This window comes from Pseudomonas sp. DD1, from assembly GCF_044510355.1.
Taxonomy (GTDB): domain Bacteria; phylum Pseudomonadota; class Gammaproteobacteria; order Pseudomonadales; family Pseudomonadaceae; genus Aquipseudomonas; species Aquipseudomonas shahriarae.
The window spans coordinates 1-24,868 of the sequence record NZ_MSAJ01000017.1; the positions used below are offsets into that span (position 1 = coordinate 1).

Below are 24,868 nucleotides of genomic sequence, written 5' to 3' on the forward strand. Positions count from 1 at the left end.
AAGGATCGGGGGCAGAAAAGAGGGGCATTCTAACCCAATGGGTTTTAGATGGCATATGAAAGGACATCATGTCGCGGACAAGTGGCGTTCATCCAGAGATGGATGGCGTATTTGATGGCCCCTTCGCAAAACCTCAGTCAAACATGAAAAGGGCGTCGTTACTGAACTGCGCCTCAAACCGATTGGCCGGCATCGGCCGCCCGAACAGGTAGCCCTGCACCTCGTCGCAGCCATGCTCGCGCAGGAAGTCCAGTTGCTCATGGGTTTCCACGCCTTCGGCGATCACCGCCAGGTTCAGGCTGTGGGCCATGGCGATGATTGCCCGGGCGATCTGCGCATCCTGTTCGCCGGACGGCAGGCCGTCGACGAAAGTGCGGTCGATCTTCAGCACGTCGATGGGGAATTGCTTGAGGTAATTGAGCGATGAGTAGCCGGTGCCGAAGTCGTCCACAGCGATGCTCAGGCCGAGGTTTTTCAGGCTGGCAAGGATCTGCAGGGCCTCGTTGACCTCGCGCATCAGGATGCTTTCGGTCAACTCCAGCTCCAGGCACGCCGGCGGCAGGCCGGTTTCCTTGAGGATGGTGGCGATCCGCGTGCCCAACTGCCCGTCGGAGAACTGCCGCGCCGAAATATTCACCGAGACCTTGGGCACTCGCACCTTGTTCTGGTGCCAGGTCTTGAGTTGGCGGCACGCCTCGTCGATCACCCAGTCGCCCACGTCCACCACCAGGCCCAACTCTTCCAGGACCGGAATGAAATCCCCCGGTGGCACCAGGCCACGGCGTGGGTGACGCCAGCGCAGCAGGGCTTCGGCGCCAGTCAAACGTTTGCCATCGCCACTGAACTGCGGCTGGTAATAGAGCACGAATTCGTTCTGGTCCAGGGCATGGCGCAGGTCGCTTTCCAGTTCCAGGCGCTCCAGGGCGCTGGCGTTCATGTCGGCCTGGTAGAACTGGAAGTTGTTCTTGCCGCGTTCCTTGGCGTGGTACATCGCCGTGTCGGCGTTTTTCATCAACTGGCTCAGTTCGTTGCCGTCCTGAGGGCTCAGGGCGATACCGATACTGGCGGTGACAAAAAACTCGCGGCCTTCCAGCACAAACGGCTTCACCAGGCTGGCGAGGATCTGTTCGGCCACATGAATCGCCCGGTTCAGCGCCATTTCGCGGCTGACCCGGGGTTGCAGGAGCAAAGTGAACTCGTCACCGCCCATACGCGCCACCGTGTCGTCCTCGGCCACACAGCCAAGCAGGCGGGTCGCCATTTCCTTGAGCATGCGATCGCCGGCGGCGTGGCCCAGGGAGTCGTTGATCGGTTTGAAGCGGTCGAGGTCGAGGAACATCAGTACCACCCACGACTTTTGTCGTTCGGCCGACTGCAACGCGGTGTGCAGGCGGTCCTGGAACAGCGTGCGGTTGGGCAGGTGGGTCAGGGCGTCGTAGTAGGCCAGGCGGTGGATGCGTTGTTCGCTGGCCTTGCGCTCGCTGATGTCGCTGAAGAAGCACACATAGCTGGCCAGGTCGCCCTCGTCATCGAGCACAGCGGTAATGCCGACCCAGGCCGGGTAGTGCTCGCCGCTGCGGCGCTTGAGCCACACTTCGCCTTCCCAGGTGCTGTGCTGGTGCAGTTGCTTGAGCACATAGCGCAGGTGGGCTTCCTGCTGTTCGTCGACGGTGAGCATGTTCGGCAGTTGGTCGAGCACATCGGCCACGGCATAACCGCTGACCCGGCTGAAGGCTTCGTTGGCCTGCACGATATAGCCGGCCGGGTCGGTGATCAGGATCGCCGAGGTGGAGTGCTCGAATACCGTGGCCGCCATGCGCAGGTCTTTCTCGGCGCGGCGTTGCTGGCTGATATCGCGGCCCACGCCGAGAATGCCTTCGAACGCACCGTGCTCGTCCCACACCAGTACCAGGCGCAGTTCGATCGGCACCTTGCGCCCGTCGGCCCGCAGGCAATCGAACAGGAACAGCTGGGTCTGCACATCGTCGCGCAACAGGGCCAGGGCTTCGGGCTGGTCGAGGGCGCGGCTGACCCGCTCCACCAGGGTGTAGATGCCGGTCAGTTGCTGCGGGTTGGCGATGGTCGATTGCCAGCCGTTCTTGAAGATCCAGTCGACTTCATAGCCCAGCACCGCATTTACCGACGGGCTGACGTAGTTGAGGGCCAGCTTGCTGTCGGTGGAGAAAATCACGTCGCTGATGCTTTCGGCCAGCATGCGGTAGCGCTGCTCGCTGTCGCGCAGGGATTCGCTGGCCTCGATCTGGTCGGTAATGTCCTTGGCCACCCCGATAATCCGCGTGACCTGGTCGGTCTTGTCCCGTGCCAGGGCCTGTTCGCGGATCTCGAAGCGCCGCCATTGGTTGTTGCGGTGGCGAAAGCGCAACTGGCATTGCAACTGCGCCAGGTACCCGGCGGCGCGTTGTTGCTGGCGCAGGTCGTGATAGCTCTCGGCGTCTTCGGGGTGCAGCAGGATCTCCCAGAAGTACTCGCCCATCTGCTGCAGTTCGTGTTTGTTGTAGCCCAGGGTGTGGCCCAGGTGGTGGTTGCTGAAGATCATGCGCTGGCTGATCACATCCTGCACATACAGGTGGTCCGGCACGGTACGCACCACGTCCGACCAGAACGCTTCGCGCTCCACCAGCGACAGTTCCACCAGTTTGCGGCTGGTGATATCACTGATGCTGAGGATCACCGCCTTATAGTCGTGCTGTTCTTCCGGCAGGCGCATGACCAGCCACAGGTACTGGTCGTTGCCCTCGATGTCGCTGAGTTGAATCTCCAGCTCCAGCTGTTTGTGCTGGATCAGCACCGCTTCAAGCACTGCGTAGCCGATGGCGCTGGTGTTCAGCGGGCAACCGTCGATCAAGCGTTCCCAGGCCTGTTCGCAGGACGCCACGTTCAGCAGGCGCACGGCGACCTGGTTGACCTCGGTGATGCGCAGTTCCTTGAGCAATTGCTGGCGTTGCTCGGGGCTGTTGTGCAGCCACTCCTGCAATTGCTCGCGGGTGTGCAACTGGGCTTTGTCGAAGAAACCGCGCAGGCCCGACAGGTCGAGCACGCACAAGGCCACACCGGTGCCGTCGAAAATATCCTGATAGCGGCGCCGGCCTTCATTGACCTGGCGCTGGCGCCGCCGCATGTTCAGCAGCACCAGCACCGGGATCAGCGAAAAGGCCAGGCCCAGCAGGCATTTGCCGATAAACGCCGGCAGCAGTTGCTCCAGCACAGCGGCGCGATCAAACAGCCCGCGCAGTTGCCAGTCGCTTTTGCTCAAAGGGGTGACCAGTACGGTTTTATTCAGCTCTTCGGGGGTCAGCCCGGCCGACCACTGGCTGGGCATGCCGCTGTCACGGCTGACAACCCGGTGGTTCACCTGGTTTTCAATTGCCCACATCGGGCGTGAGCCCTGGCCGTCCTGGCGCGTCAGGTTGGCCAGGTAATTGGGAGCCAGGCGCAACACCCAGTACATCTTGGCGCCGCCGCTGGGCTGGTGCAGCAGCAGGTAGATGATGGAGCCGTCGCCGTTATTGCTCAAATAATAGGACTGCGCATGGCTGCGCTTGACCAGTTCTTCGAGCCAGGCACTGTCCTGGCTGTTATCGGCGGAGTCACTGAGGATCGCGCCGCTGGGGGCGAGCAGGGCAACGCTGCGCAGTTCCGGTAACGAGCGTTGCAAGCTGCGCATCAGGGCCTGGTGTTGTTCTTCATTGCGTGGCGGTTCGACGATCGGCAGCAGGTTGAGGGCGATTTGCGCGCTCAGGGCCATGTTCAGGCTGATCTGTTCGGCCAGGTCGGCGCTGTAGTTGATGGTGTATTGCTGTTGGTCCTTCTGGTTCTGCTGCAATTGATCCAGCAGTTGCCAGAACAATAGTGCGAGCAGCAACAGGACCAGCGTCGCCAATGCGCCCTTGAGGGGGCCGTGCAGGGGGGCGCCCGGCGCAATATGGGCTGCGCGCAACGGGCTCGGCTTTGTTACGTTGGTCAAGCTGTGATCCTGCGGTTTGGCTGGATTGGCGCGCGACGTGCACTATAAGCCGGACGCCCGAAGGGCGGCTAGCATGCCTTGAGTTGTGGCAAAGTGCCAGCCCCGCCTGGCAGGACTACAGCGGCGGGCCAGTACTGATCAAGCCATCCGCCAGTTTGAATAGAATGGCCAGTGCAAAGCAACTAATAACCACAGAAGCGGTGCGGTTTATGTTCTGCGGCGTCAGCCAGGCATGCCCGCTGCGTTTGATGCGTGCGCCGAACAGCACCCAGGCGCAGCCCACTGGGATCACCACTGCGGTGAATTGCATGACGAACTGCCCATATAAGGCCAGATCGGCAAAGGTCTGCACCGGCACGATGAACGAAACCACCAGCAAACCCTTGGGGTTGATCAGCGTCAGTAAAAAGAAGTGCCACCTCGACACCCGCGCTCCGGGCAGCAGGGACAGGTCGACGGCGGGCTCGCGCCACAGGTCGTATGAGGTCTTGACCAGGTAACAAATAGAGACGAACTGCATCACCTTCAGGCACCAGGGCGCATTGGCGCCAATATGGCTGAGGGCGTAGCCCCAAAAAGAGATCTGCAGCAGGTAGGCCAGGCACTCCAGCAGGCTCAGGGTCCAGGCCCGCCTGAAACCCGAGAGCACGCCCGAGCGCAATAGCAGGGTATTGGTCGGCCCCGGCATCAAGAGCAATAGCCCAAGTGCAGACATGACGTTAAGCATCGAAGCTGTCTCCCGGGACAGTTAGGGGGTAAGGCGTGGTCCAGAATGCAGGTGGCATGTGTCTTCTTCATCAGGGGGATGTTGCCGGGTATTGTGTTCCATCTGGCCCGCAGCAGGAAAAAGCGCGGCTCAAAAGCGCCTGTCAATCTGCCCGCCGTCGCTGACTTAGGTTAACCTTGATCATTCGATGTGCTACGTACAGCGCCATGACGCTACGCAGGCCCTGTTCTCATCTTTTTACGAGGTCCACATTTTGGCTCAATACGTTTTCACCATGCATCGGTTGGGCAAAGTTGTTCCACCGAAGCGGGAAATCCTGAAAAACATTTCGCTGTCCTTCTTCCCGGGCGCCAAGATCGGCGTACTCGGCCTTAACGGTTCGGGTAAGTCCACGCTGCTGAAAATCATGGCCGGCGTCGACACCGAGTTCGAAGGCGAAGCCCGCCCAATGCCCGAACTGAACATCGGTTACCTGCCGCAAGAGCCGATCCTGGACCCGTCCAAGACCGTGCGTGAAGTGGTCGAGGAAGCCGTCAGCGTGATCAAGGACGCCCAGGCCCGCCTGGACGAAGTCTACGCGGCCTACGCCGAGCCGGATGCCGACTTCGACAAACTGGCCGCCGAACAGGCCAAGCTCGAAGCCATCCTGCAGGCTGGCGACGGTCACAACCTGGAGCGCCAGCTGGAAGTCGCCGCCGATGCGCTGCGCCTGCCGGCCTGGGACGCCAAGGTCGAGCACCTGTCCGGTGGTGAAAAGCGCCGCGTGGCCCTGTGCCGCCTGCTGCTGTCGGCCCCCGACATGCTGCTGCTCGACGAACCAACCAACCACCTGGACGCTGACTCCGTGGCCTGGCTGGAACACTTCCTCCATGACTTCCCGGGCACCGTGGTCGCGATCACGCACGACCGGTACTTCCTGGACAACGTCGCGGGCTGGATCCTGGAACTCGACCGCGGCGCCGGTATCCCTTACGAGGGTAACTACTCCGGCTGGCTGGAAGCCAAGTCCGACCGTCTGGCGGCCGAATCCAAGCAGCAGTCGGCCCATGAAAAGGCCATGAAGGACGAACTGGAGTGGGTGCGCAAAGGCGCCAAGGCTCGTCAGTCGAAATCCAAGGCCCGTCTGCAACGCTTCGAGGAAATGCAGTCCCAGGAGTTCCAGAAGCGCAGCGAGACCAACGAAATCTACATCCCGGCCGGTCCGCGCCTGGGTGACAAGGTCATCGAGTTCAAGAACGTCTGCAAAGGCTATGGCGATCGCGTGCTGATCGACAACCTGTCGTTCTCCATGCCTAAAGGCGCCATCGTCGGCGTGATCGGGGGTAACGGTGCGGGTAAATCCACGCTGTTCCGCATGCTGATGGGCAAGGAACAACCGGATTCGGGCACCATTGAAGTCGGCGAAACCGTGCAGTTGGCCTGCGTGGACCAGAGCCGTGAAGACCTCGACGGCAGCAAAACGGTGTTCCAGCAGATTTCCGACGGTTCCGACCAGATCCGTATCGGCAACTATGAAATCCCGTCGCGCACCTACGTTGGCCGTTTCAACTTCAAGGGTGGCGACCAGCAGAAGTTCGTCAAGGACCTGTCCGGTGGTGAGCGCGGGCGCTTGCACCTGGCCCTGACCCTGAAGGAGGGCGGCAACGTCCTGCTGCTCGACGAACCGTCCAACGACCTCGACGTTGAAACCCTGCGTTCCCTGGAAGAAGCCCTGCTGGACTTCCCGGGCGCCGCGATTGTGATCTCTCACGATCGGTGGTTCCTGGACCGCGTGGCAACACACATCCTGGCGTACGAAGACGACTCGCAAGCGGTGTTCTTCGAAGGCAACTACACCGAGTACGAAGCCGATCGCAAGAAGCGCCTGGGCGAAGCTGCTGCCCAGCCGCATCGTGTACGGCATAAAAAACTGGCCTGATTCGGGTTGGTTTGAACAAAACGGAGCCTTCGGGCTCCGTTTTTTTTTGCACAATTGAGGTGGCCCGAGGTGCCTGCATTAGCGGTTTAACTATTGGTGCATAGCTCGCGTTGAAATCCCTGTTAAGGGGCAGAAAATCAGGGTTATTTATATCTATTGCACCATTTAAATTCACAAAGGCGACATTTTGCCCTGTCACGGTGCGGCGCGAATTGATAAAGTCCTGGGCAAATCGCCATTAATGACAATAAATCTGCCGAGACTTTTCATGATCGAATCCGTCGAATCCTTCCTTGCCCGCCTCAAAAAACGCGACCCGGACCAGCCGGAATTCCACCAGGCTGTGGAAGAAGTCCTACGCAGCCTGTGGCCGTTTCTTGAGGCCAATCCCCACTACCTGACTTCGGGCATTCTGGAGCGCATCTGCGAGCCGGAACGCGCGATTACCTTCCGGGTCTCGTGGGTTGATGACCAGGGCAAGGTCCAGGTCAATCGCGGCTTCCGTATCCAGATGAACAGCGCCATCGGCCCTTACAAAGGCGGCCTGCGCTTCCACCCCTCGGTCAACCTGGGGGTGCTGAAATTCCTCGCCTTCGAGCAGACCTTCAAAAACTCCCTGACCTCGCTGCCCATGGGCGGCGGCAAGGGCGGCTCGGACTTTGACCCCAAGGGCAAGAGCGACGCCGAAGTCATGCGGTTCTGCCAGTCGTTCATGAGTGAGCTGTACCGTCATATCGGTGCAGACGTGGACGTCCCTGCCGGCGATATCGGCGTGGGCGCCCGGGAAATCGGTTTCCTGTTTGGCCAGTACAAGCGCCTGAGCAACCAATTCACCTCGGTGTTCACCGGCAAGGGCATGAGCTACGGCGGCAGCCTGATCCGCCCGGAAGCCACCGGCTTTGGTTGCGTGTACTTCGCCGAAGAGATGCTCAAGCGCCAGGGCCAGCGGGTTGAAGGCAAGCGCGTGGCAGTCTCTGGCTCCGGCAACGTGGCGCAATACGCGGCACGCAAAGTCATGGACCTGGGCGGCAAGGTGATCTCCCTGTCCGACTCCGAAGGCACCCTGTACTGCGAGACTGGTTTGACCGAGGAACAATGGTCGGCGCTGCTGGAGCTGAAAAACGTGCAGCGCGGGCGCATCAGCGAGTTGGCCTCGCGTTTTGGCCTGGAATTCCGCGCCGGCAAGACCCCATGGGAACTGGCATGCGACATCGCCCTGCCCTGTGCGACCCAGAACGAACTGGACGCCGAAGCCGCCAGCGCTCTGCTGCGCAACGGCTGCATCTGCGTGGCCGAAGGCGCCAATATGCCGACGACCCTGGAGGCTGTGGATATCTTTATCGACGCCGGTATCCTGTTCGCGCCGGGCAAGGCATCGAATGCCGGCGGCGTGGCAGTGAGTGGCCTGGAAATGTCCCAAAATGCCATGCGTCTGCTGTGGACCGCCGGTGAAGTGGACAGCAAGCTGCATAACATCATGCAGTCGATCCACCATGCCTGTGTGCACTACGGCGAAGAAAACGGCCGGATCAACTACGTGAAAGGCGCGAACATCGCCGGTTTTGTGAAAGTGGCGGATGCAATGCTGGCGCAGGGCATCGTCTAGGCTGCGACCTGAGCGCCACCGAGAATCAATTGTGGGGGCTTGCAGCTCCCACATTCGTTCTGGGTGGTGTTACTGGCTGCGATACGCCCGTGCGGCGTCGCGGTCCTTCTCCTGCTGCCAGGCGCGCTCGCGCTCGTCCCAATGGCGTTCCCTATACTCATCGCGGTCTTCGCTCTCACGCATGGCCTTGCACTGGCGAAAGCCATCTTCCCAACCTTCGGCGTAGGCGCGGTCTTTCAAATAGCGCGGGACGTCCTTGCGAAACGTCCCGGTGATCACCCCGGCCGCCTGGCGCCCACTGCTACAGCCATCGTCAAACCCGTCGGCGAAGGGCGGTGGATAACCCTTGGCCAGCAACTCATCGCGGGTGGACTGGCAGCCTGAAAGCGCCATCACCACCCCCAGCATTACGGCGAACCGCCACATCTCATACTCCCAGGCCGTTAAGCGGCTGATAAGGGAAGTCTAGAAGGGGATTCGTCGGGGAGATGTGAAAAGCGGGTGAGTAATGTGTTTGGGCGGCTTACTCGCCACAGGGGCTTATGTGGTGGGTTGCGCGAGAGCGGCGTGTTCGGCCAGTTCCTGCTGGATGAATGCGCCAATCATCGCGCGGTACACCTGCTCAGTGACGTCGGGGTTGGCGTCCAGGGTCTGCGCTAAATCGCGAACCTTGCTGATGACCTGTTCGACGCGCTGAGGGGCCTTGACCCCATCGCTGTCTTTTTTGAAACCGGCGGCCTGGGACACGAAGCTGCCGCGTTCGGCCAGCAGGGCGACGATCTGTCGATCAAGACGGTCGATGTTTTCCCGGACTTGTTCAAGGGTGGTGCAGGTAACGGCCATGTCGTAAAAACTCCTTAAGGTGCGGGATAAACGCGGGCCCAATGTGGGAGCGGGCTTGCCCGCGATGGCGGTGGATCAGTCATATCCACAGCGACTGACACACCCCTATCGCGGGCAAGCCCGCTCCCACATTGGATCTTCAATAGGCGTTGGGGCCGGTCAGTAGTGATACCACTTCACTTCAAGCATCACTTCGTTCACCGGCGTTGCCAAGTGGCTGAACTCCCGTTGTGCACTCAGGCGCACACCCAGGTTGCGTGATACTTCCCACTGCTGATTCAGGCTGATACTACGCCTTACCTCGCCATTGGTGAAAAAGTCGCCCTTGGCCTCCAGGCTCAGGTTGCCCAGTGGGTTTTTCCACAGCAGGCCGGTATTAAAGCCGGCCGCAGGGGAGATGAATTCGCTGAAGTCGTTGTTATGTTCCACACGTACCGTGCCGAGGGCGAAGCCGAGCATGTCGTCGTGCAGTTGCCAGGTGCCGCCGGCGCCGCCGTTGACATGGCTGACCAGGGTTTCGTCGTCATGTTTGCCCGGTACCCGTTCCAGGCCGCCGGTGACCTGCCAGGACAACGGCTGCAGCAGCTCATTGCGCGGAGTCAGGGAACGGATGGTCGCCAGGTCCAATTGCTGCAATTGCCAGTTGTTGCCTTCGTACTGGCGCAGTTTCATTTGCAGGATCTCGATCTGCGCGCCCAGGGGGAAGCCTTCGGCGTTGTCGTTGAGGTCGTGGTAGGCCATGCGCAGGCCGTACTCAGCGAAGGCCTTGTCGCCACGGGTGCCGATACCGGCCTGCCAGGTACGTGACTCATGGCCGTTCTCCGGCAGGCCGGGGCGCTCGATCTGCAGGTCGGGCGCCGGGTTCTGGTTGATCGCCCGCAACAACTCGAAGCTGCGCTGGGAGCGTTCGCTGTCGCGTTCCAGGCCGTTGGCACGATAGCGGCCCAGGCGGTAGGCGGCGTCGATGATCAGGGCCTGGCGGTCTTTGCCGAGGGCTTTGAATGTCGGGTCTTGCAGCTGCTTCTGGTCATCGCTGATCTTTAGCACCCATTGCTGCTCGTCACTGTCCAGGGGCTTGGCGCGCTCCAGCAATTCGCGTTCGCGGGACGGACGGTAGTCGATCTTTTCCACCAGGCCCGCGTCCTTCACCGCTTTCACGGTGTCGGTGGGGATGGCGGTCAGCGGGAACTGTTCGGTCAGGCGCAGGCCGGGGCGGGCCACTTGCAGCAATTCCAGCAGGCGGTACGAGCAGTTTTCATCGAAGAAGAAGTAGTCGAACTGGATCTGCTTGAGTTCCCACACATGCTCGACCATGCGCTCGGTCTCGACCTGGGTCAGGTTCAGGCGGTATTCCCACAGGTCGCGGTTCTCCAGGCTACGGTATTCCGAGAGTTTTTCCTGGTAGGGCACCAGGGCGAACAGGCCGGGATAACCACCCATCAGGCCTTTCCAGGCGTAGAGGATGCTGTTGTCCGAACCTTCAATGTAGGCGCCGAAGTTGATCGCGTAGCTGAGCAACGCGGTCTTGTTGCTTTGCACGTCAGCCTGGTCGATACGCAGCAAGGTATGGCCGAACATCGACGACGGGCTGTTGAGATAGGCCGCGGGGAAGATCATCACCGCGCTGTGGGGCGCGACATCCTTGAACCATTGCTTGAATTCGACGCAGTCCACGGCGGGCAGGTCGGTCAGGTGCAACTGGTCCTTGAGCCAGCGGGTGCGGGCCGGATACACGCATTGAGCATGTTTTTCGCCGAGGCTGGCCGGTGCGTAGAGCGCGTCGACGGTGGCCTTGAGTTCGGCGTCCGGGTGGTGCGCGCCGTCTTTGGCGAGGAAGAATTTCGCGTCGCTGACATAGCTGCGCCAGCCTTTGAGCTTGCCGGCTTCGTAGTGCCCCAGCGAGAGCCAGAACGGATCATTGGCCAGGTGCTGCAAACGTTGATCATCAAGGTGCGGCGCCGCATATAGCGGGGCGCAGGCGAAGAGTGCCAGGCTGGCAAGGCGTTTGAGCATAGGGGCAACTTAAGTCGGAATAAATAAAGACCCAAGAAAGGGGCAGGTCCAAAAAATAAAACCCGCGCCGGGTAAGGGCGCGGGCAGGTCGAGCTTAAGCCTGGGTGGCGTATTTCGCCAGGCGGGCATCGCCTTTGAGGATTGCCAGGGTGTTGGAATGCACGTCTTCTGCGGTCACGTCAGCCTTGCTGAAGATCTGCTGGAAGTGCTCGTGAGTCACAGCGGCGAAGTGATCACGATCTTCTGGAGCAACGCCCAGGACCACGGCATAGGTGGTCAGAGCTTCGCCATTGCCTTTGGCCATGTCTTCGGACAGCTCGTTCATCATGCCATTCATGGCAATCCACGATTTGCCGCCGTAAGTCAGCGCGCTGTTGGTGCTGCAACCGTTGGTGCCCGAGGTCATGCCGAAGGTGGCGTTACCGGAGGTGCCGTTGGTGGTGGAAGCGAGGAAGTGAGCCGGCGTGCCGCGCTGGCCTTCGAACAACATGTTGCCCCAACCACAGTTCGGGCCACCTGGCGCTTCGGCCATTGCATTGAGGGAGACAACGGTGAAGAGAGTACCGAGAAGGATCCGTTTCATAGCTTTGTTCTCTTAGTGTGCAAACCAATGGACAAGGGTTCAGGCGCCGCAAAGCACCCTAGGGGCCAGTTATTAGTCCAACCCGCGCAGTTTGGAGTTTAGGCATGTTCCAAGGGTTCCGTGGTTTTTTGTAAAACAATCAATGCAGACTGGTTTTTTTGCAGGCGGCATCCCGTGTCTATGCTTTACCTCAGTCGTGCCTTGCCAGCCGGCTACGCACGGCGCCAGAATGCCGCCATTGCCCCGCCTGATGTAAGGAAGCCCGATGCCTGATCCTGTTGCTGCCAGCTTGCGTCTAGCGCCCGAAGCGCTGACCCGTCCTTTCTCCGCTGAACAGTTCAGCTTCTCGACCACCAATGATTTGGAGCCCTTTCGCGGTGTGCTTGGCCAGGAACGCGCGGTTGAAGCCTTGCAGTTCGGTGTGGCCATGCCGCGCCCCGGTTACAACGTATTTGTCATGGGCGAGCCCGGTACCGGCCGTTTCTCGTTCGTCAAACGCTACCTCAAGGCCGAAGGCAAGCGCCTGCAGACCCCGGCAGACTGGGTCTACGTCAATAACTTCGACGAGCCTCGCGAGCCCCGCGCCCTGGAGTTGCCTGCGGGCGGTGCGGCGCCCTTTATCGCCGATATCAGTGGCCTGATCGACAACCTCGTCGCCACCTTTCCGGCAGTGTTCGAGCACCCAACGTATCAACAGCGCAAAAGTGCCATCGACCGTGCCTTCAACCAGCGCTACGACCGTGCCCTGGATGTGATCGAGCGCCTGGCCCTGGAAAAGGACGTGGCGCTGTACCGTGATAGCACCAACATCGCGTTTACCCCGATGCTCGATGGCAAGGCCCTGGACGAGGCCGAGTTCTCGCAGTTGCCGGAAGCCGACCGCGAGCGTTTCCACACGGATATTTCCGCGTTGGAAGAGCGCCTCAACGAAGAACTCGCCAGCTTGCCGCAGTGGAAGCGCGAGTCCAACAACCAGATGCGCCATTTCAACGAAGAGACCATCACCCTGGCCTTGCAGCCGTTGCTGGCGCCGTTGTCGGAAAAGTACGCCGAGAACGCCGGGGTGTGCGGCTACCTGCAAGCCATGCAGGTCTATCTGCTCAAGACCGTGGTCGAGCTGCTGGTGGATGACGCGAAAACCGACGCCCAGGCGCGCAAGTTGCTCGAAGAGCAGTACTGCCCGAGCCTGGTGGTAGGCCATCCGCTCAATGGTGGGGCGCCGGTGGTGTTCGAACCGCACCCGACCTACGACAACCTGTTTGGCCGTATCGAATACAGCACTGACCAGGGCGCGCTTTACACCACCTATCGGCAGCTGCGCCCGGGGGCGTTGCACCGCGCCAACGGTGGTTTCCTGATCCTCGAAGCCGAGAAGATGCTCAGCGAGCCATTTGTCTGGGATGCGCTCAAGCGAGCCCTGCAATCGCGCAAGCTGAAGATGGAGTCGCCCCTGGGCGAGTTGGGCCGCCTGGCCACTGTGACCCTCAACCCGCAAGTGATCCCGTTGCAGGTCAAGGTCATCATTATCGGCGCCCGTTCGCTGTACTACACCCTGCAAGACCTGGATCCGGACTTCCAGGAGATGTTCCGGGTGCTGGTGGATTTCGATGAAGATATCCCGATGGTCGATGAGAGCCTGGAGCAATTCGCCCAGTTGCTCAAAACCCGCACCTCGGAAGAAGGCATGGCGCCGCTGACCTCGGATGCCGTGGCGCGGCTGGCGACCTACAGCGCTCGTCTGGCGGAGCACCAGGCGCGCTTGTCGGCGCGGATCGGCGACCTGTTCCAACTGGTCAGCGAGGCGGACTTCATCCGCCACCTGGCGGGCGACGAACGCACCGACGCCGGGCATATCGAGCGTGCACTGAAAGCCAAGGCCACGCGCACCGGGCGGGTCTCGGCGCGGATTCTCGACGACATGCTCGCCGGGGTCATCCTCATCGACACGGCGGGTGCCGCAGTGGGCAAATGCAACGGGCTGACCGTGCTGGAGGTCGGTGATTCGGCGTTCGGTGTGCCTGCGCGGATTTCCGCCACGGTGTACCCCGGCGGCAGCGGCATCGTCGATATCGAGCGCGAGGTCAACCTCGGCCAGCCGATCCACTCCAAGGGCGTGATGATCCTCACCGGTTACCTGGGCAGCCGTTATGCCCAGGAATTCCCCCTGGCGATCTCCGCAAGTATCGCCCTGGAGCAATCCTACGGTTATGTCGATGGCGACAGCGCCTCGTTGGGCGAGGCCTGCACGCTGATTTCGGCACTGTCGAAGACGCCGCTCAAGCAGTGCTTTGCCATCACCGGCTCGATCAACCAGTTCGGCGAAGTGCAGGCGGTGGGTGGGGTCAACGAGAAGATCGAAGGTTTCTTCCGCCTGTGCGAGGCCCGTGGTTTGACCGGGGAGCAGGGTGCGATCATTCCCCAGGCCAACGTCGCGACGTTGATGCTCGACGAGAAGGTCTTGCAGGCGGTAAGACAAGGGCAGTTCCACGTGTATGCCGTGCGCCAGGCCGACGAAGCCTTGAGCCTGTTGGTGGGCGAGCCTGCCGGTGAGCCGGATGCCGAAGGGCAATTCCCCGAGGGCAGCGTCAATGCCCGCGTGGTTGAGCGTCTGCGGGCCATTGCCGAGATGATCAGCGAAGAAGACCTCAAGGAGGCGGAAAAGGAGCTGGCGCAGCAGGCGTTGGCCGCAGCCAAGCCAAGCTGAGGTTTCCACTGTAGGTGCGCGAGCTTGCTCGCCCCTACAGACAGCGTGTCATGATTTTGACTGGGTTTTTCGGGACCAACCGCCGTTGGTCCCTACGGCCTTGGTTTGTACCGGTTTTCTTCTATTCTCAGCTCTAGGGATAGCTACAGGGGTCATGGGATAGAGACAGCCTTGTGTCTGGAGGCTGAACACCGGATCTACCGAGGGTCGCCGCCATGCCGCGCAGCCTTTGCCTCACTCGCCAGTGCCTGGGCCTGGTCACCCGAATTGAATGTTCCATTCGCCCTCTTGCGGGGGATACCGGGATGTGGACGTTGCTGTTTGCCGCCGGAATGACCGGCGAGCAGCCCTCGACCATCAAGTCCCAGGGGCCCTTCCCTGGGCCGTTCGTCGCAGAAAATATGCTGGATTCCATCGTGCAAAGCCTGACCCTGCACGGCTATGAACTGGCCGACGATCCGCAGATATGGTGCCTGCACCTGCAGGCACACCTGCGCCAGCTCAATGGCGGGCGGGTTCATGCGGTTCACCTCTAGCCCACGGCTTATTTGGTCTCGGGCTTGTCCAGCTTGACCTCAAAGCCGTATTGCAGCGTGTTCAGCGCAGTGCGCTGGTAGGTTTCAAGCACGGTCGGCTGGCCATAAAAGTAATGCACGTCAAACAGTGCGGTGCCGTATTCCTCGGCGCGGTGGCTGACGCCTAGGATTTCCTTCAGGTAGTTGCCGCTGGCGTCCTTGGCAAAGAACCGCCAGCTGTCGGAAGGGAACAGCGCCTGGTCGACGATCAGGGCGTTATCTTTCAGCAACAGGCCCTTGGGCAAGTGCGTGGTGTCGAGGGTGTTTTTTTCGATCGTGGCCAGGAACAGCGGGATGGATCCCACCGCATAGGCCGGGGTTTCCGGGAATAAATTGAGATCGTAGGTGATGGCGCCGCGCCATGGGTCGACTTCAAAGGCTTCGGTGGGCAACTCGATGGGTTCCCCGCGGTTGCCTTCATCATCTGCGGTAAAGAACGTCAGCGGGGCGTCGCTGCTGGTGCGTGTCGAGCCGACCAGGTCGTCATTGAAGGTGAAAGGGTGGTCGAAGGTGATGTGGGCGGCGCTGGCGTCCTCCACTGACTGGCTGATGGTGATGCTGCTTTTGAGCTGGTCTTCGGAGAGCGTGGCACTTTTGAGCCAGTCCGCAGCTTGGTCGTCATACACGGTGACCGGCATGGGCAGGCCCTGGACGGTCTTTTCCAGGCTGTTCTTGTCGAAGCGCCGTACAGGCAGCTCCAGATCCTTATGGGTGACTGTCGCGTCGGAGAAATCCAGCACGTTGACCTGCAGCGTATCGATCACCCCATTGAAGTAGACCTTGGCGTAGTGGCTGGCCTGCTTTTGTTCAAAGGCTTTTTGCGCGTCTTCCAACTGTTTCTCAAAGGCCTCGGACCAGGTGTTCTGCTTGCGCATCTGTGCCAGTTGCTGCTCGTAGAAGGCGACCTGGGCGGCACTTTCGTTGATCGAGCCGGAGCGGGAAAGAAACTGCCCCGTGGTGTCCCGGGCCTGGACCAGCAGCGGGTTGGGTGATTCATCCGCCACTTGTGGCGCCAGGGGGCTGGTGTTGCTCAGCTCGATCTCTGCGTAGTTGTTTTCCAGGGCCAGCAGGGTCAGCGTGATGTTTTCCTGAGTGCGTTTCTGGCCCACGTCCTGGCGGGTCAGGTCGAAGGCCAGGACTTTACTCGGGGCAATCACCTCGACCTGGCCTTTGAGCATGACAGGCTGCGGCTGGCTCTTGTTGTCCGTCTCGATACCTTCGATGAACGGATAGGTCACGGTCAGGTCGTCCGGATTGGTCAGGTTGGAGCTGCTGGGGCTCAACTGAATGCCGGGGTCGGTTTCCGACCATTCCGGCTGGAACGGGATGACCTTGTTGTTGCTCAGGGTCACCGACTGCCATTCCAGGCCATGGGGGAAGGGGAATTGGTCCGGCATATTGAAACTGAACGGGAACACCGGTTGCAGATCGGTCAGGTAGTCCGAGTGCGAGTTCTTGCGCAGGACAAACAGCCCGTTGATGTAGGTATCTACCAGGGCTTGCGGGGTAGGGTAGTGGGCAAGCACGGCCAGGGCGTTTTCCCCGTACTCGGTCTCGACAGGCTTGGTGTCGAGCTTGATGCGCGCCCGCTCCAGTAGCAGCAGCGAGCCGCCCAGTTCGCCTACGGCCTCTTTGAGGCGGGGATCCTGGATGGTATCCAGGGACTGTTCGAACTGGGCGGTTTTTTCTTCGAGAGTGGCTTGCTTGTGCTCGTCGCTGGGGGAGCAGCCGCTGGCCGCCAGCAATGCCACACACAGGCCAAGACTGGCCAAGGGAGATCGCACATCCATTATTTGAGATTCCTGTCCGGCAGCATCGAGCCACGTTGATGGGGCCGACACTAGCAGAAAAATTGTCTTACAGAAGCGCTACAGGTCAGTTTCCGGGTGGTTATGGCGCGATGTGCGCGGCTGATATACTCGCCGCCATTTCTAGCCAAGCTGTGTGAGATTCCATGGAACGCTTTATCGAAAATGCAATGTACGCCTCCCGCTGGCTGCTGGCGCCGATCTATTTCGGCTTGTCCCTCGGGCTGCTGGCGTTGGCGCTGAAATTCTTCCAGGAAGTGATCCATCTGCTGCCCAATGTCTTTGCGATGGCCGAGTCGGAGCTGATCCTGGTGCTGCTGTCGTTGATCGACATGGCCCTGGTGGGTGGCTTGCTGGTGATGGTGATGATCTCCGGCTACGAGAATTTCGTCTCGCAACTGGATATCGACGACAACAAGGAAAAGCTCAACTGGCTGGGCACCATGGACTCTTCGTCGCTGAAGATGAAAGTGGCGGCCTCCATCGTGGCGATTTCCTCGATCCACCTGCTGCGTATCTTCATGGATGCCAAGAATGTCGATCCACAGCACCTGATGTGGTACGTGATCATTCACATGACCTTCGTGATCTCGGCGTTTGCCATGGGCTACCTGGATAAACTCACCAAGCATTGATCCGCGCCGGGCGCCTGTTTGCCTGGGATTTTGGGCTGATCAAGCGTAGGGCGAGTGTGCTAGTCTGCTCGCCCTTTTAGTTTGGATGACACGCAAGAAACTGCGCTTTTGCAGGATCTTGGGGTTGTCCTACAGCGGAGCCTTTCCATGTCCGAAGTCAATCTGTCCACCGACGAAACCCGCGTCAGCTACGGCATTGGCCGTCAGTTGGGTGACCAACTGCGCGACAACCCGCCACCGGGCGTCAGCCTGGACGCGATCCTGGCCGGCCTGACCGACGCGTTCGGCGGCAAGCCAAGCCGTGTTGACCAAGAACAAATGGCTGCCAGCTTCAAAGTGATCCGCGACATCATGCAAGCCGAAGCAGCCGCCAAGGCTGAAGCGGCCGCGGGTGCTGGCCTGGCTTTCCTGGCTGAAAACGCCAAGCGTGACGGCATCACCACCCTGGCTTCCGGCCTGCAATTTGAAGTGCTGACCGCTGGTGACGGCGCCAAGCCGACCCGTGAAGACCAGGTGCGTACCCACTACCATGGCACCCTGATCGACGGCACTGTGTTCGACAGTTCCTACGAGCGTGGTCAGCCGGCAGAATTCCCGGTCGGCGGCGTGATCGCTGGCTGGACCGAAGCCCTGCAACTGATGAATGCCGGCAGCAAATGGCGCCTGTACGTGCCGAGCGAACTGGCTTACGGCGCACAAGGCGTTGGCAGCATCCCGCCGCACAGCGTTCTGGTATTTGACGTCGAGCTGCTCGACGTTCTGTAAGACCCGCTGCAGGTTACGCCTGGCTCTCTATAGGGCCGGGCTTGTGTGGGGGCTGGCTTGCCTGCATCGCGAGCAAGCCAGTTCCCACATAAAGCGGGTGGTGGCTCATGGGTGAAACTTGCCATTGAGCTCCGTCACCGGGCGCAACGCTCGGGCATAGCAGAACAGAAACAGATTCCTCACCACCTCCTTCAGCACTCCAGGCTCACTGGAACTCAGGCCGTTGACGTCCAGGTCGCCCTGGTCCTGCAGTTCATTCAGCGCTTCTTCTTCCAGCACCGCACACACTTCGCCGGTTTCCCGATGAAGGATCCGCAGGTAAGGGTGCGGACGGTCCAGCCAGGCATCAATCAAATAAGTCATGGGTCGCATCTCCTTGAAGGGTTTCAATGAGAATAATTCTTATTCGTAGAATAGCAAGTGCCTATTGGCAATTTCCTGGTTTTTCGGAGTGGACATTGTGCAAGGTCAACAGAGCTGGCCTTTTGCTACTGGGGGGCATGGGGGGAGGGTGAAACGCCATCCCGCGTCAGGCGCGGGATGGGGGGCAGGCCGGTCAGACCTTGCGGACGAACTCGGACTTGAGCTTCATCGGGCCGATACCGTCGATCTTGCAGTCGATATCGTGGTCGCCATCGCACAGGCGGATGTTCTTGACCTTGGTGCCGACCTTGACCACCAGCGAGGTGCCCTTGACCTTGAGGTCCTTGATCACGGTGATGGTGTCGCCGTCTTGCAGGACGTTACCAACAGAGTCTTTTTTTACGGTTTCATCGCTGGTTGTTTCGGCTTCACCACCGGCGGACCACTCATGGGCGCATTCCGGGCAGATCAGCTGGGCGCCGTCTTCGTAGGTGTATTCGGAATTGCATTTTGGGCAGGGTGGCAACGTGCTCACTAAAGCTCCTTGAAAGTCAGGATGGCTAAAAGTCGCACATTATATAGGGTTTTGTCGGGGGGAGGGGCGATGCGGTCTAAATGTGGAAGCTGGCTTGCCTGCGATGTAGGCACCTCGGTCTATCAGCTGTAGCGAGGTGATGCTATCGCAGGCAAGCCAGCTCCCACAGAGCGTTAGTGAGTACGGGCTACCGCAAACTCACTCAGCTCCACCAGGGCATCCCGGTATTCGCTGGCTGGAAGGGCTTCCAGGCATTTGATGGCGCGGGCCACGTAGTCACGGGCCAGTTGTGCGGTGTAGTCGAGCGAGCCCGAGGCTTCCACGGCGGCGCGGATGCTTTCCAGGTCTTCGATGCCGCCTTTCTGGATCGCCTTGCGCACCAGTGCCGCTTGTTCCGGGGTGCCTTCGCGCATGGTGTAGATCAGTGGCAGGGTCGGCTTGCCTTCGGCCAGGTCGTCACCGACGTTCTTGCCCAGGGTTTCGGCGTCGCCGCGATAATCGAGCAGGTCATCCACCAACTGGAAGGCCACGCCCAGGTGATCGCCAAAGGTGCGCAGGGCTTCGGCCTGTTCGGCGGTCGCCTCGCATAGGGCGGCGGCGCTGTGGGTCGAGGCTTCGAAGAGCATCGCGGTCTTGCCGCGAATCACTTCCATGTAGGTTTCTTCGGTGGTGCTGGCGTCGCGTACCTTGGACAGTTGCAGCACTTCGCCTTCGGCGATGATGCGCGTGGCCTGGGACAGGATCTTCATCACCGGCATCGAGCCCAGCTCGACCATCATTTCGAACGAGCGCGAATACAGGAAATCACCCACCAGCACGCTGGGCGCGTTGCCCCACATGGCATTGGCGGTCTCGCGACCCCGGCGCATGCCAGACATGTCGACCACGTCGTCGTGCAGCAGGGTGGCGGTGTGCAGGAACTCGATAGTGGCGGCCAGCAGGCGCAGGTCATCGCCTTCGCGGCCCAGGGCCTTGCCACACAGCAGCACTAATAAAGGACGCAGGCGTTTACCGCCGGCCGAAGTAATGTAGTCGCCAATTTTGGAGACCAGCGGCACTTTAGAAGTCAGCTGCTTCTTGATGATGCCGTCGACGGCGCTAAAATCGTCCGCCACCGCGCGGTAGAAAGCTTGGGGTTGCATCAGCGACAGTCGCTCCAGAAGGGTTGCGCGGCATGCTAGGACCCGCGCCCCTGGGTGTCAAGGCGCGATAGACGGCTACTTGCAAGCCTTCCACAGCTTGCGTACAATCGCGCACCCTGAACTTCCTGGGCAGCACCTGCCTTACGCAATTGCATTCGGGACGTCCATCCCATGCAGCCATGCCAGCCAATACCTCTTCTTATAAAGCGCTGGGTGAGCAGGATTATCGGAGAAATACCATGTCGTACGCAGTAATTGTTACTGGTGGCAAGCAATACAAGGTCGCCCCAGGTGAATACCTGAAGATCGAAAAACTGGAAATCGCTACCGGCGAATCCGTTACTTTTGATCGCGTTCTGTTGGTCGCCAATGGCGATGACGTGAACATCGGCGCTCCAGTTGTTGCTGGCGCTACCGTTGTGGCTGAAGTGATCTCCCAAGGTCGTCACGATAAAGTCCGCATCATCAAGTTCCGTCGTCGTAAGCACCACATGAAGCGTATGGGCCACCGCCAGTGGTACACCGAGATCAAAATCACCGGTATTCAGGCTTAATTTCAGCCTAATTCCTCACTAGGAGAATTGACTCATGGCACACAAAAAAGCTGGTGGTAGTACCCGTAACGGTCGCGACTCAGAAGCCAAACGCCTTGGCGTTAAGATGTATGGCGGCCAGAAAATCATTCCGGGCAACATCATCGTGCGTCAGCGCGGCACCCAATTCCACGCCGGTTACGGTGTAGGCATGGGTAAAGATCACACCCTCTTCGCGAAAATCGAAGGCGTGATCAAGTTTGAAGTAAAAGGCGCGTTCAACCGCCGTTACGTGAGCGTTGTCTCGGCTTAATTGCGAGCTCGCTGGAAAAGCCCTGTCTTGCGACGGGGCTTTTTCGTTTGTGGGGTGAGTCTCTTGCAAAGCTGTTTGTGGTGGGCGAAGGCAGCGGGATTTGCGGTCGCTGATTGAGGTTGCTGCGCTCATTTTTGCAAGAGTCTTATGTCTTGGTTTCTTAAGCTCGTCCGTGCGGCGAGAGGCGTTTTGTTATGAAGTTCGTTGATGAAGTTTCGATCCGAGTAAAAGCTGGCGACGGCGGCAATGGTTGCATGAGTTTCCGTCGCGAAAAGTTCATCGAAAACGGTGGCCCGAACGGCGGCGACGGTGGTGATGGCGGTTCCATCTACATGATGGCCGACGAAAACCTCAATACCCTGGTGGACTACCGTTACACCCGGCACTTCGATGCCGAGCGCGGCTCCAACGGCGGCAGCACTGACTGCACCGGTAAAAAGGGTGAGGATCTGGTGCTGCGTGTACCGGTCGGCACCACGATCATCGACTCTGCCACCCAGGAAGTGATTGGCGACCTGACCAAGGCCGGCCAGAAACTGATGGTTGTGCAGGGTGGCTGGCACGGTCTGGGTAACACCCGATTCAAGTCCAGTACCAACCGTGCGCCGCGCCAGACCACGCCGGGCAAGCCGGGCGAGCAGCGTGACCTGAAGCTGGAAATGAAAGTGCTGGCGGATGTGGGCCTGCTGGGTCTGCCAAACGCGGGCAAAAGTACCTTCATTCGCTCGGTGTCGGCCGCTAAGCCGAAAGTTGCGGATTACCCGTTCACCACCCTGGTGCCAAACCTGGGTGTGGTCAGCGTCGATCGCTGGAAGAGCTTCGTGATCGCGGATATTCCGGGCCTGATCGAAGGTGCTTCCGATGGCGCGGGTCTGGGTATTCGCTTCCTCAAGCACTTGTCCCGTACCCGTCTGTTGCTGCACCTTGTCGACATGGCGCCGCTGGATGAAACCAGTGCGCCGGACGCGGCTGAAGTGATCGTCAACGAATTGACCAAGTTCAGTCCGTCCCTGGCTGAGCGTGATCGTTGGCTGGTGCTGAACAAGTGCGACCAGATCCTCGAGGAAGAGCACGAAGAGCGGGTCAAGGAAATCGTTGACCGCCTGCAGTGGGAAGGTCCGGTCTACGTGATCTCCGCCATTGCCAAAGAAGGCACTGAGCGTTTGACCCGCGACATCATGCGTTACCTGGAAGATCGTGCTGATCGCCTGGCTGCCGACCCGGCCTACAAGGCTGAATTGGCTGACCTCGACCAGCGTATCGAAGACGAGGCGCGTGCCCAGTTGCAGGCGCTGGATGATCAGCGTGCCCTGCGTCGCAGTGGCGTCAAGTCGGTCCATGACATCGGTGACGATGATTGGGACGAGGAAGATGTGGATGATGAAGATGGTCCAGAAATCATTTACGTGCGTGACTGATCTGTTGCGATAAACTTAAGCGCCGCTCAATCGAGCGGCGTTTTAGTATCTGGAAATCGGTAGTCACGAATAACGTTATGGGCGGCGCTGGGTCGCGTGGCCCTCAATCTAAGGTTGAAGATGATGCGGAGCAAAGTGACGGGTGCGCAACGCTGGGTCGTAAAGATCGGGAGTGCGCTGCTGACGGCGGATGGCAAGGGGCTGGATCGTGCAGCCATGAGCGTCTGGGTTGAACAGATGGTGGCCTTGCATGAGGCAGGTGTCGAGTTGGTGCTGGTGTCGTCCGGGGCGGTTGCCGCCGGGATGAGCCGCCTTGGCTGGACCGCGCGACCCAGCGCGATGCATGAGTTGCAGGCCGCTGCTGCGATTGGTCAGATGGGGTTGGTGCAGGCCTGGGAATCCAGTTTTGCCGAGCACGGCCGCCATACCGCGCAGATTCTGCTGACCCATGACGATCTGTCCGACCGCAAGCGCTACCTCAATGCCCGTAGCACCTTGCGTGCCCTGGTCGAGCTCAAGGTGATCCCGGTGATCAACGAGAACGACACCGTGGTGACCGACGAAATCCGCTTTGGCGATAACGACACCCTGGCGGCCCTGGTGGCCAACCTGGTGGAGGCTGACCTGCTGGTGATACTCACGGATCGCGATGGCATGTTTGACGCCGATCCGCGCAACAATCCTGACGCTCAGCTGATTTACGAAGCGCGGGCCGATGATCCGGCGCTCGATGCGGTGGCGGGCAGTGTCGGTGGTGCATTGGGGCGTGGTGGCATGCAGACCAAGCTACGCGCGGCGCGCCTGGCGGCCCGTTCCGGTGCCCATACCATCATCGTCGGCGGGCGCCTGGAGCGCGTGCTGGATCGCCTCAAGGCAGGCGAACGCATCGGCACATTGCTGTCGCCCGAGCGTGGCATGCTGGCGGCGCGTAAGCAGTGGCTGGCTGGCCATCTGCAGACCCGTGGCACCCTGGTGCTGGATGCAGGCGCGGTGTCGGCGCTGTCCCAGGGCAACAAGAGCTTGTTGCCGGTAGGCGTCAAGCTGGTCCAGGGTAGCTTCCGGCGCGGTGAAATGGTGGTGTGTGTCGCGCCGGACGGTCGTGAGATTGCCCGTGGGCTGGCCAACTACAGTGCCCTTGAGGCGCAGAAAATCATTGGGCAGTCGTCTGAGTCGATTGTCGGTCTGTTGGGTTACATGGCTGAGCCGGAACTGGTTCACCGCGATAACCTGATTCTGGTCTAAAGGGAAAATTGCGATGCGCGTAATGAAGGGGTTGCTGGGGCTGCTGATGGCGATGCCGCTGCTGGCTTCGGCCGAAGAGATTGGCCAGGTGTCGACCGTGTTCAAGTTTGTCGGCCCCAATGATCGGATCGTGGTCGAGGCTTTTGATGATCCCAAGGTAGATGGCGTGACTTGCTACCTGTCTCGCGCCAAGACGGGTGGGGTGAAGGGTGGTCTGGGCTTGGCCGAGGATCGCGCCGAGGCATCCATTGCCTGTCGTCAGGTGGGGCCGATTCGCTTCAAGGGCGAGCTCAAGGATGGTGATGAGGTGTTCAAGGAGCGCACCTCGCTGGTGTTCAAGACCATGCAGGTGGTGCGTTTCCTCGACAAGAAGCGCAATACCCTGGTGTACCTGGTCTACAGCGACCGTCTGATCGAAGGCAGCCCGCAGAATGCGGTGACGGCGATTCCGATCCTGCCGTGGCCTGGCGCGCAATAAGCCTGGCAGCTCCGCTCTGCTTTATGTGGGCGCTGGCTTGCCTGCGATAGCGGTTTAACAGTCGACTTCAATGTTGGATGTTATGTACCTGTCGCAGGCAAGCCGGCTCCCACATTTGTTTTTGGGAGGCGGCATAAATCGTAGGCAATAAAAAACCGACCCTGGGGTCGGTTTTTTAACAAGCTTATCGCTTAGGCTGCAGCAGCAAGGTTCAGAGCCTTGATGTGGCCATTCAGACGACCTTTATGGCGAGCAGCTTTGTTCTTGTGGATGATGCCTTTATCGGCCATACGGTCGATAACTGGCACGGCCAGAACGTAAGCAGCTTGAGCTTTTTCAGCGTCTTTTGCGTCAATGGCCTTAACTACATTCTTGATGTAGGTACGAACCATGGAACGCAGGCTGGCGTTGTGGCTGCGACGCTTCTCAGCCTGTTTTGCACGTTTTTTGGCGGAAGGTGTGTTGGCCACCGTCGAGCTCCTCGAAAGACTTTTTAGGAAATAGCAAACAAAATAGGCCGCGAATCATGCCGATGAGTTGAAGTCTTGTCAAGGGCGGCTGATGCGAACTGCTGAGTGGTCGATCTGAAGAGGCGGGTGATTTATTTCCGGCGCTTGACCTGTAAACTCGCGAGCTTTGGCTCTGTGCTGTTGCAGGCGCGCAGTATCGCATAAGTAGGCGC

The 24,868-nt window shown here is 60.0% G+C and carries 22 protein-coding genes; 11 read left to right on the plus strand and 11 right to left on the minus strand.

The genetic code is table 11. The features are described 5' to 3' along the window. Window positions 1–133 precede the first annotated feature (133 nt). On the minus strand, window positions 134–3,985 hold the full coding sequence (locus PSFL_RS12900) for a bifunctional diguanylate cyclase/phosphodiesterase (protein ID WP_115129041.1): 3,852 nt from the start codon (window positions 3,983–3,985) through the stop codon (window positions 134–136). 115 nt (window positions 3,986–4,100) lie between these two features. Next, on the minus strand, window positions 4,101–4,712 hold the full coding sequence (locus tag PSFL_RS12905) for a LysE family translocator (protein ID WP_057444398.1): 612 nt from the start codon (window positions 4,710–4,712) through the stop codon (window positions 4,101–4,103). Window positions 4,713–4,965: 253 nt separating this feature from the next. Between PSFL_RS12905 and ettA the strand changes: the two genes are divergently transcribed. Then, a complete protein-coding gene (gene ettA, locus PSFL_RS12910) occupies window positions 4,966–6,630 on the plus strand; it encodes an energy-dependent translational throttle protein EttA (protein WP_029292090.1) in 1,665 nt (554 codons plus the stop codon). Between the two features lie 268 nt (window positions 6,631–6,898). After that, the gene (gdhA, locus tag PSFL_RS12915) at window positions 6,899–8,236 is read left to right on the plus strand and encodes an NADP-specific glutamate dehydrogenase (protein ID WP_057441126.1); all 1,338 of its coding nucleotides are present in this window, start codon (window positions 6,899–6,901) and stop codon (window positions 8,234–8,236) included. A gap of 69 nt (window positions 8,237–8,305) precedes the next feature. Here gdhA and PSFL_RS12920 read toward each other — a convergent pair whose 3' ends face one another. The 4 genes from PSFL_RS12920 to PSFL_RS12935 form a co-directional block, all read right to left on the minus strand. Then, complete coding sequence (locus PSFL_RS12920; protein ID WP_057441124.1) at window positions 8,306–8,662, minus strand: hypothetical protein; 357 nt, start codon at window positions 8,660–8,662, stop codon at window positions 8,306–8,308. Window positions 8,663–8,776: 114 nt separating this feature from the next. After that, entirely contained in the window at window positions 8,777–9,079 is a 303-nt protein-coding gene (locus PSFL_RS12925) for a chorismate mutase (RefSeq protein WP_169959793.1), read from the minus strand. A 159-nt stretch (window positions 9,080–9,238) separates the two neighbouring features. After that, window positions 9,239–11,092 carry a DUF4105 domain-containing protein gene (locus tag PSFL_RS12930; RefSeq protein WP_169959792.1) on the minus strand — a complete coding sequence of 618 codons (1,854 nt, stop codon included), beginning with the start codon at window positions 11,090–11,092 and terminating at the stop codon, window positions 9,239–9,241. A 94-nt stretch (window positions 11,093–11,186) separates the two neighbouring features. Then, window positions 11,187–11,675 carry a DUF3015 domain-containing protein gene (locus PSFL_RS12935; RefSeq protein ID WP_057441118.1) on the minus strand — a complete coding sequence of 163 codons (489 nt, stop codon included), beginning with the start codon at window positions 11,673–11,675 and terminating at the stop codon, window positions 11,187–11,189. A 265-nt stretch (window positions 11,676–11,940) separates the two neighbouring features. On the opposite strand from PSFL_RS12935, the gene PSFL_RS12940 reads away from it, so the two are divergent. Continuing rightward, complete coding sequence (locus PSFL_RS12940; RefSeq protein WP_115129040.1) at window positions 11,941–14,379, plus strand: Lon protease family protein; 2,439 nt, start codon at window positions 11,941–11,943, stop codon at window positions 14,377–14,379. 215 nt (window positions 14,380–14,594) lie between these two features. Beyond that, on the plus strand, window positions 14,595–14,915 hold the full coding sequence (locus PSFL_RS12945; RefSeq protein ID WP_057441113.1) for a hypothetical protein: 321 nt from the start codon (window positions 14,595–14,597) through the stop codon (window positions 14,913–14,915). 8 nt (window positions 14,916–14,923) lie between these two features. Here PSFL_RS12945 and PSFL_RS12950 read toward each other — a convergent pair whose 3' ends face one another. Continuing rightward, entirely contained in the window at window positions 14,924–16,744 is a 1,821-nt protein-coding gene (locus PSFL_RS12950; RefSeq protein WP_170059350.1) for a hypothetical protein, read from the minus strand. A gap of 164 nt (window positions 16,745–16,908) precedes the next feature. On the opposite strand from PSFL_RS12950, the gene PSFL_RS12955 reads away from it, so the two are divergent. Continuing rightward, on the plus strand, window positions 16,909–17,397 hold the full coding sequence (locus PSFL_RS12955) for a TIGR00645 family protein (protein WP_057441112.1): 489 nt from the start codon (window positions 16,909–16,911) through the stop codon (window positions 17,395–17,397). 147 nt (window positions 17,398–17,544) lie between these two features. Further along, complete coding sequence (locus PSFL_RS12960; protein WP_038443496.1) at window positions 17,545–18,162, plus strand: FKBP-type peptidyl-prolyl cis-trans isomerase; 618 nt, start codon at window positions 17,545–17,547, stop codon at window positions 18,160–18,162. Window positions 18,163–18,267: 105 nt separating this feature from the next. Here the strand turns inward: PSFL_RS12960 and PSFL_RS12965 are convergent, their stop codons facing one another. The 3 genes from PSFL_RS12965 to PSFL_RS12975 form a co-directional block, all read right to left on the minus strand. After that, window positions 18,268–18,525, minus strand: a complete 258-nt coding sequence (locus PSFL_RS12965) for a hypothetical protein (protein WP_038443494.1) — start codon at window positions 18,523–18,525, stop codon at window positions 18,268–18,270. A 193-nt stretch (window positions 18,526–18,718) separates the two neighbouring features. Further along, entirely contained in the window at window positions 18,719–19,060 is a 342-nt protein-coding gene (locus tag PSFL_RS12970) for a zinc ribbon domain-containing protein YjdM (RefSeq protein ID WP_115129038.1), read from the minus strand. 173 nt (window positions 19,061–19,233) lie between these two features. After that, entirely contained in the window at window positions 19,234–20,202 is a 969-nt protein-coding gene (locus PSFL_RS12975) for a polyprenyl synthetase family protein (RefSeq protein WP_032861875.1), read from the minus strand. A gap of 239 nt (window positions 20,203–20,441) precedes the next feature. Between PSFL_RS12975 and rplU the strand changes: the two genes are divergently transcribed. The 5 genes from rplU (at window position 20,442) to PSFL_RS13000 (ending at window position 24,186) form a co-directional block, all read left to right on the plus strand. Further along, a complete protein-coding gene (gene rplU / locus PSFL_RS12980) occupies window positions 20,442–20,756 on the plus strand; it encodes a 50S ribosomal protein L21 (protein ID WP_003176051.1) in 315 nt (104 codons plus the stop codon). Window positions 20,757–20,790: 34 nt separating this feature from the next. Further along, on the plus strand, window positions 20,791–21,048 hold the full coding sequence (gene rpmA, locus PSFL_RS12985) for a 50S ribosomal protein L27 (RefSeq protein ID WP_029292052.1): 258 nt from the start codon (window positions 20,791–20,793) through the stop codon (window positions 21,046–21,048). A gap of 194 nt (window positions 21,049–21,242) precedes the next feature. Further along, window positions 21,243–22,466, plus strand: coding sequence for an Obg family GTPase CgtA (gene cgtA / locus PSFL_RS12990; RefSeq protein ID WP_057441108.1), 1,224 nt, complete (start codon window positions 21,243–21,245; stop codon window positions 22,464–22,466). 123 nt (window positions 22,467–22,589) lie between these two features. Beyond that, entirely contained in the window at window positions 22,590–23,708 is a 1,119-nt protein-coding gene (gene proB, locus PSFL_RS12995; RefSeq protein ID WP_057441105.1) for a glutamate 5-kinase, read from the plus strand. A gap of 13 nt (window positions 23,709–23,721) precedes the next feature. After that, window positions 23,722–24,186: a CreA family protein gene (locus PSFL_RS13000; protein ID WP_038443485.1), complete on the plus strand. Its 465-nt coding sequence runs from the start codon at window positions 23,722–23,724 to the stop codon at window positions 24,184–24,186. A 191-nt stretch (window positions 24,187–24,377) separates the two neighbouring features. Here PSFL_RS13000 and rpsT read toward each other — a convergent pair whose 3' ends face one another. Further along, window positions 24,378–24,656, minus strand: coding sequence for a 30S ribosomal protein S20 (gene rpsT, locus PSFL_RS13005; protein WP_003215870.1), 279 nt, complete (start codon window positions 24,654–24,656; stop codon window positions 24,378–24,380). Window positions 24,657–24,868 lie beyond the last annotated feature (212 nt).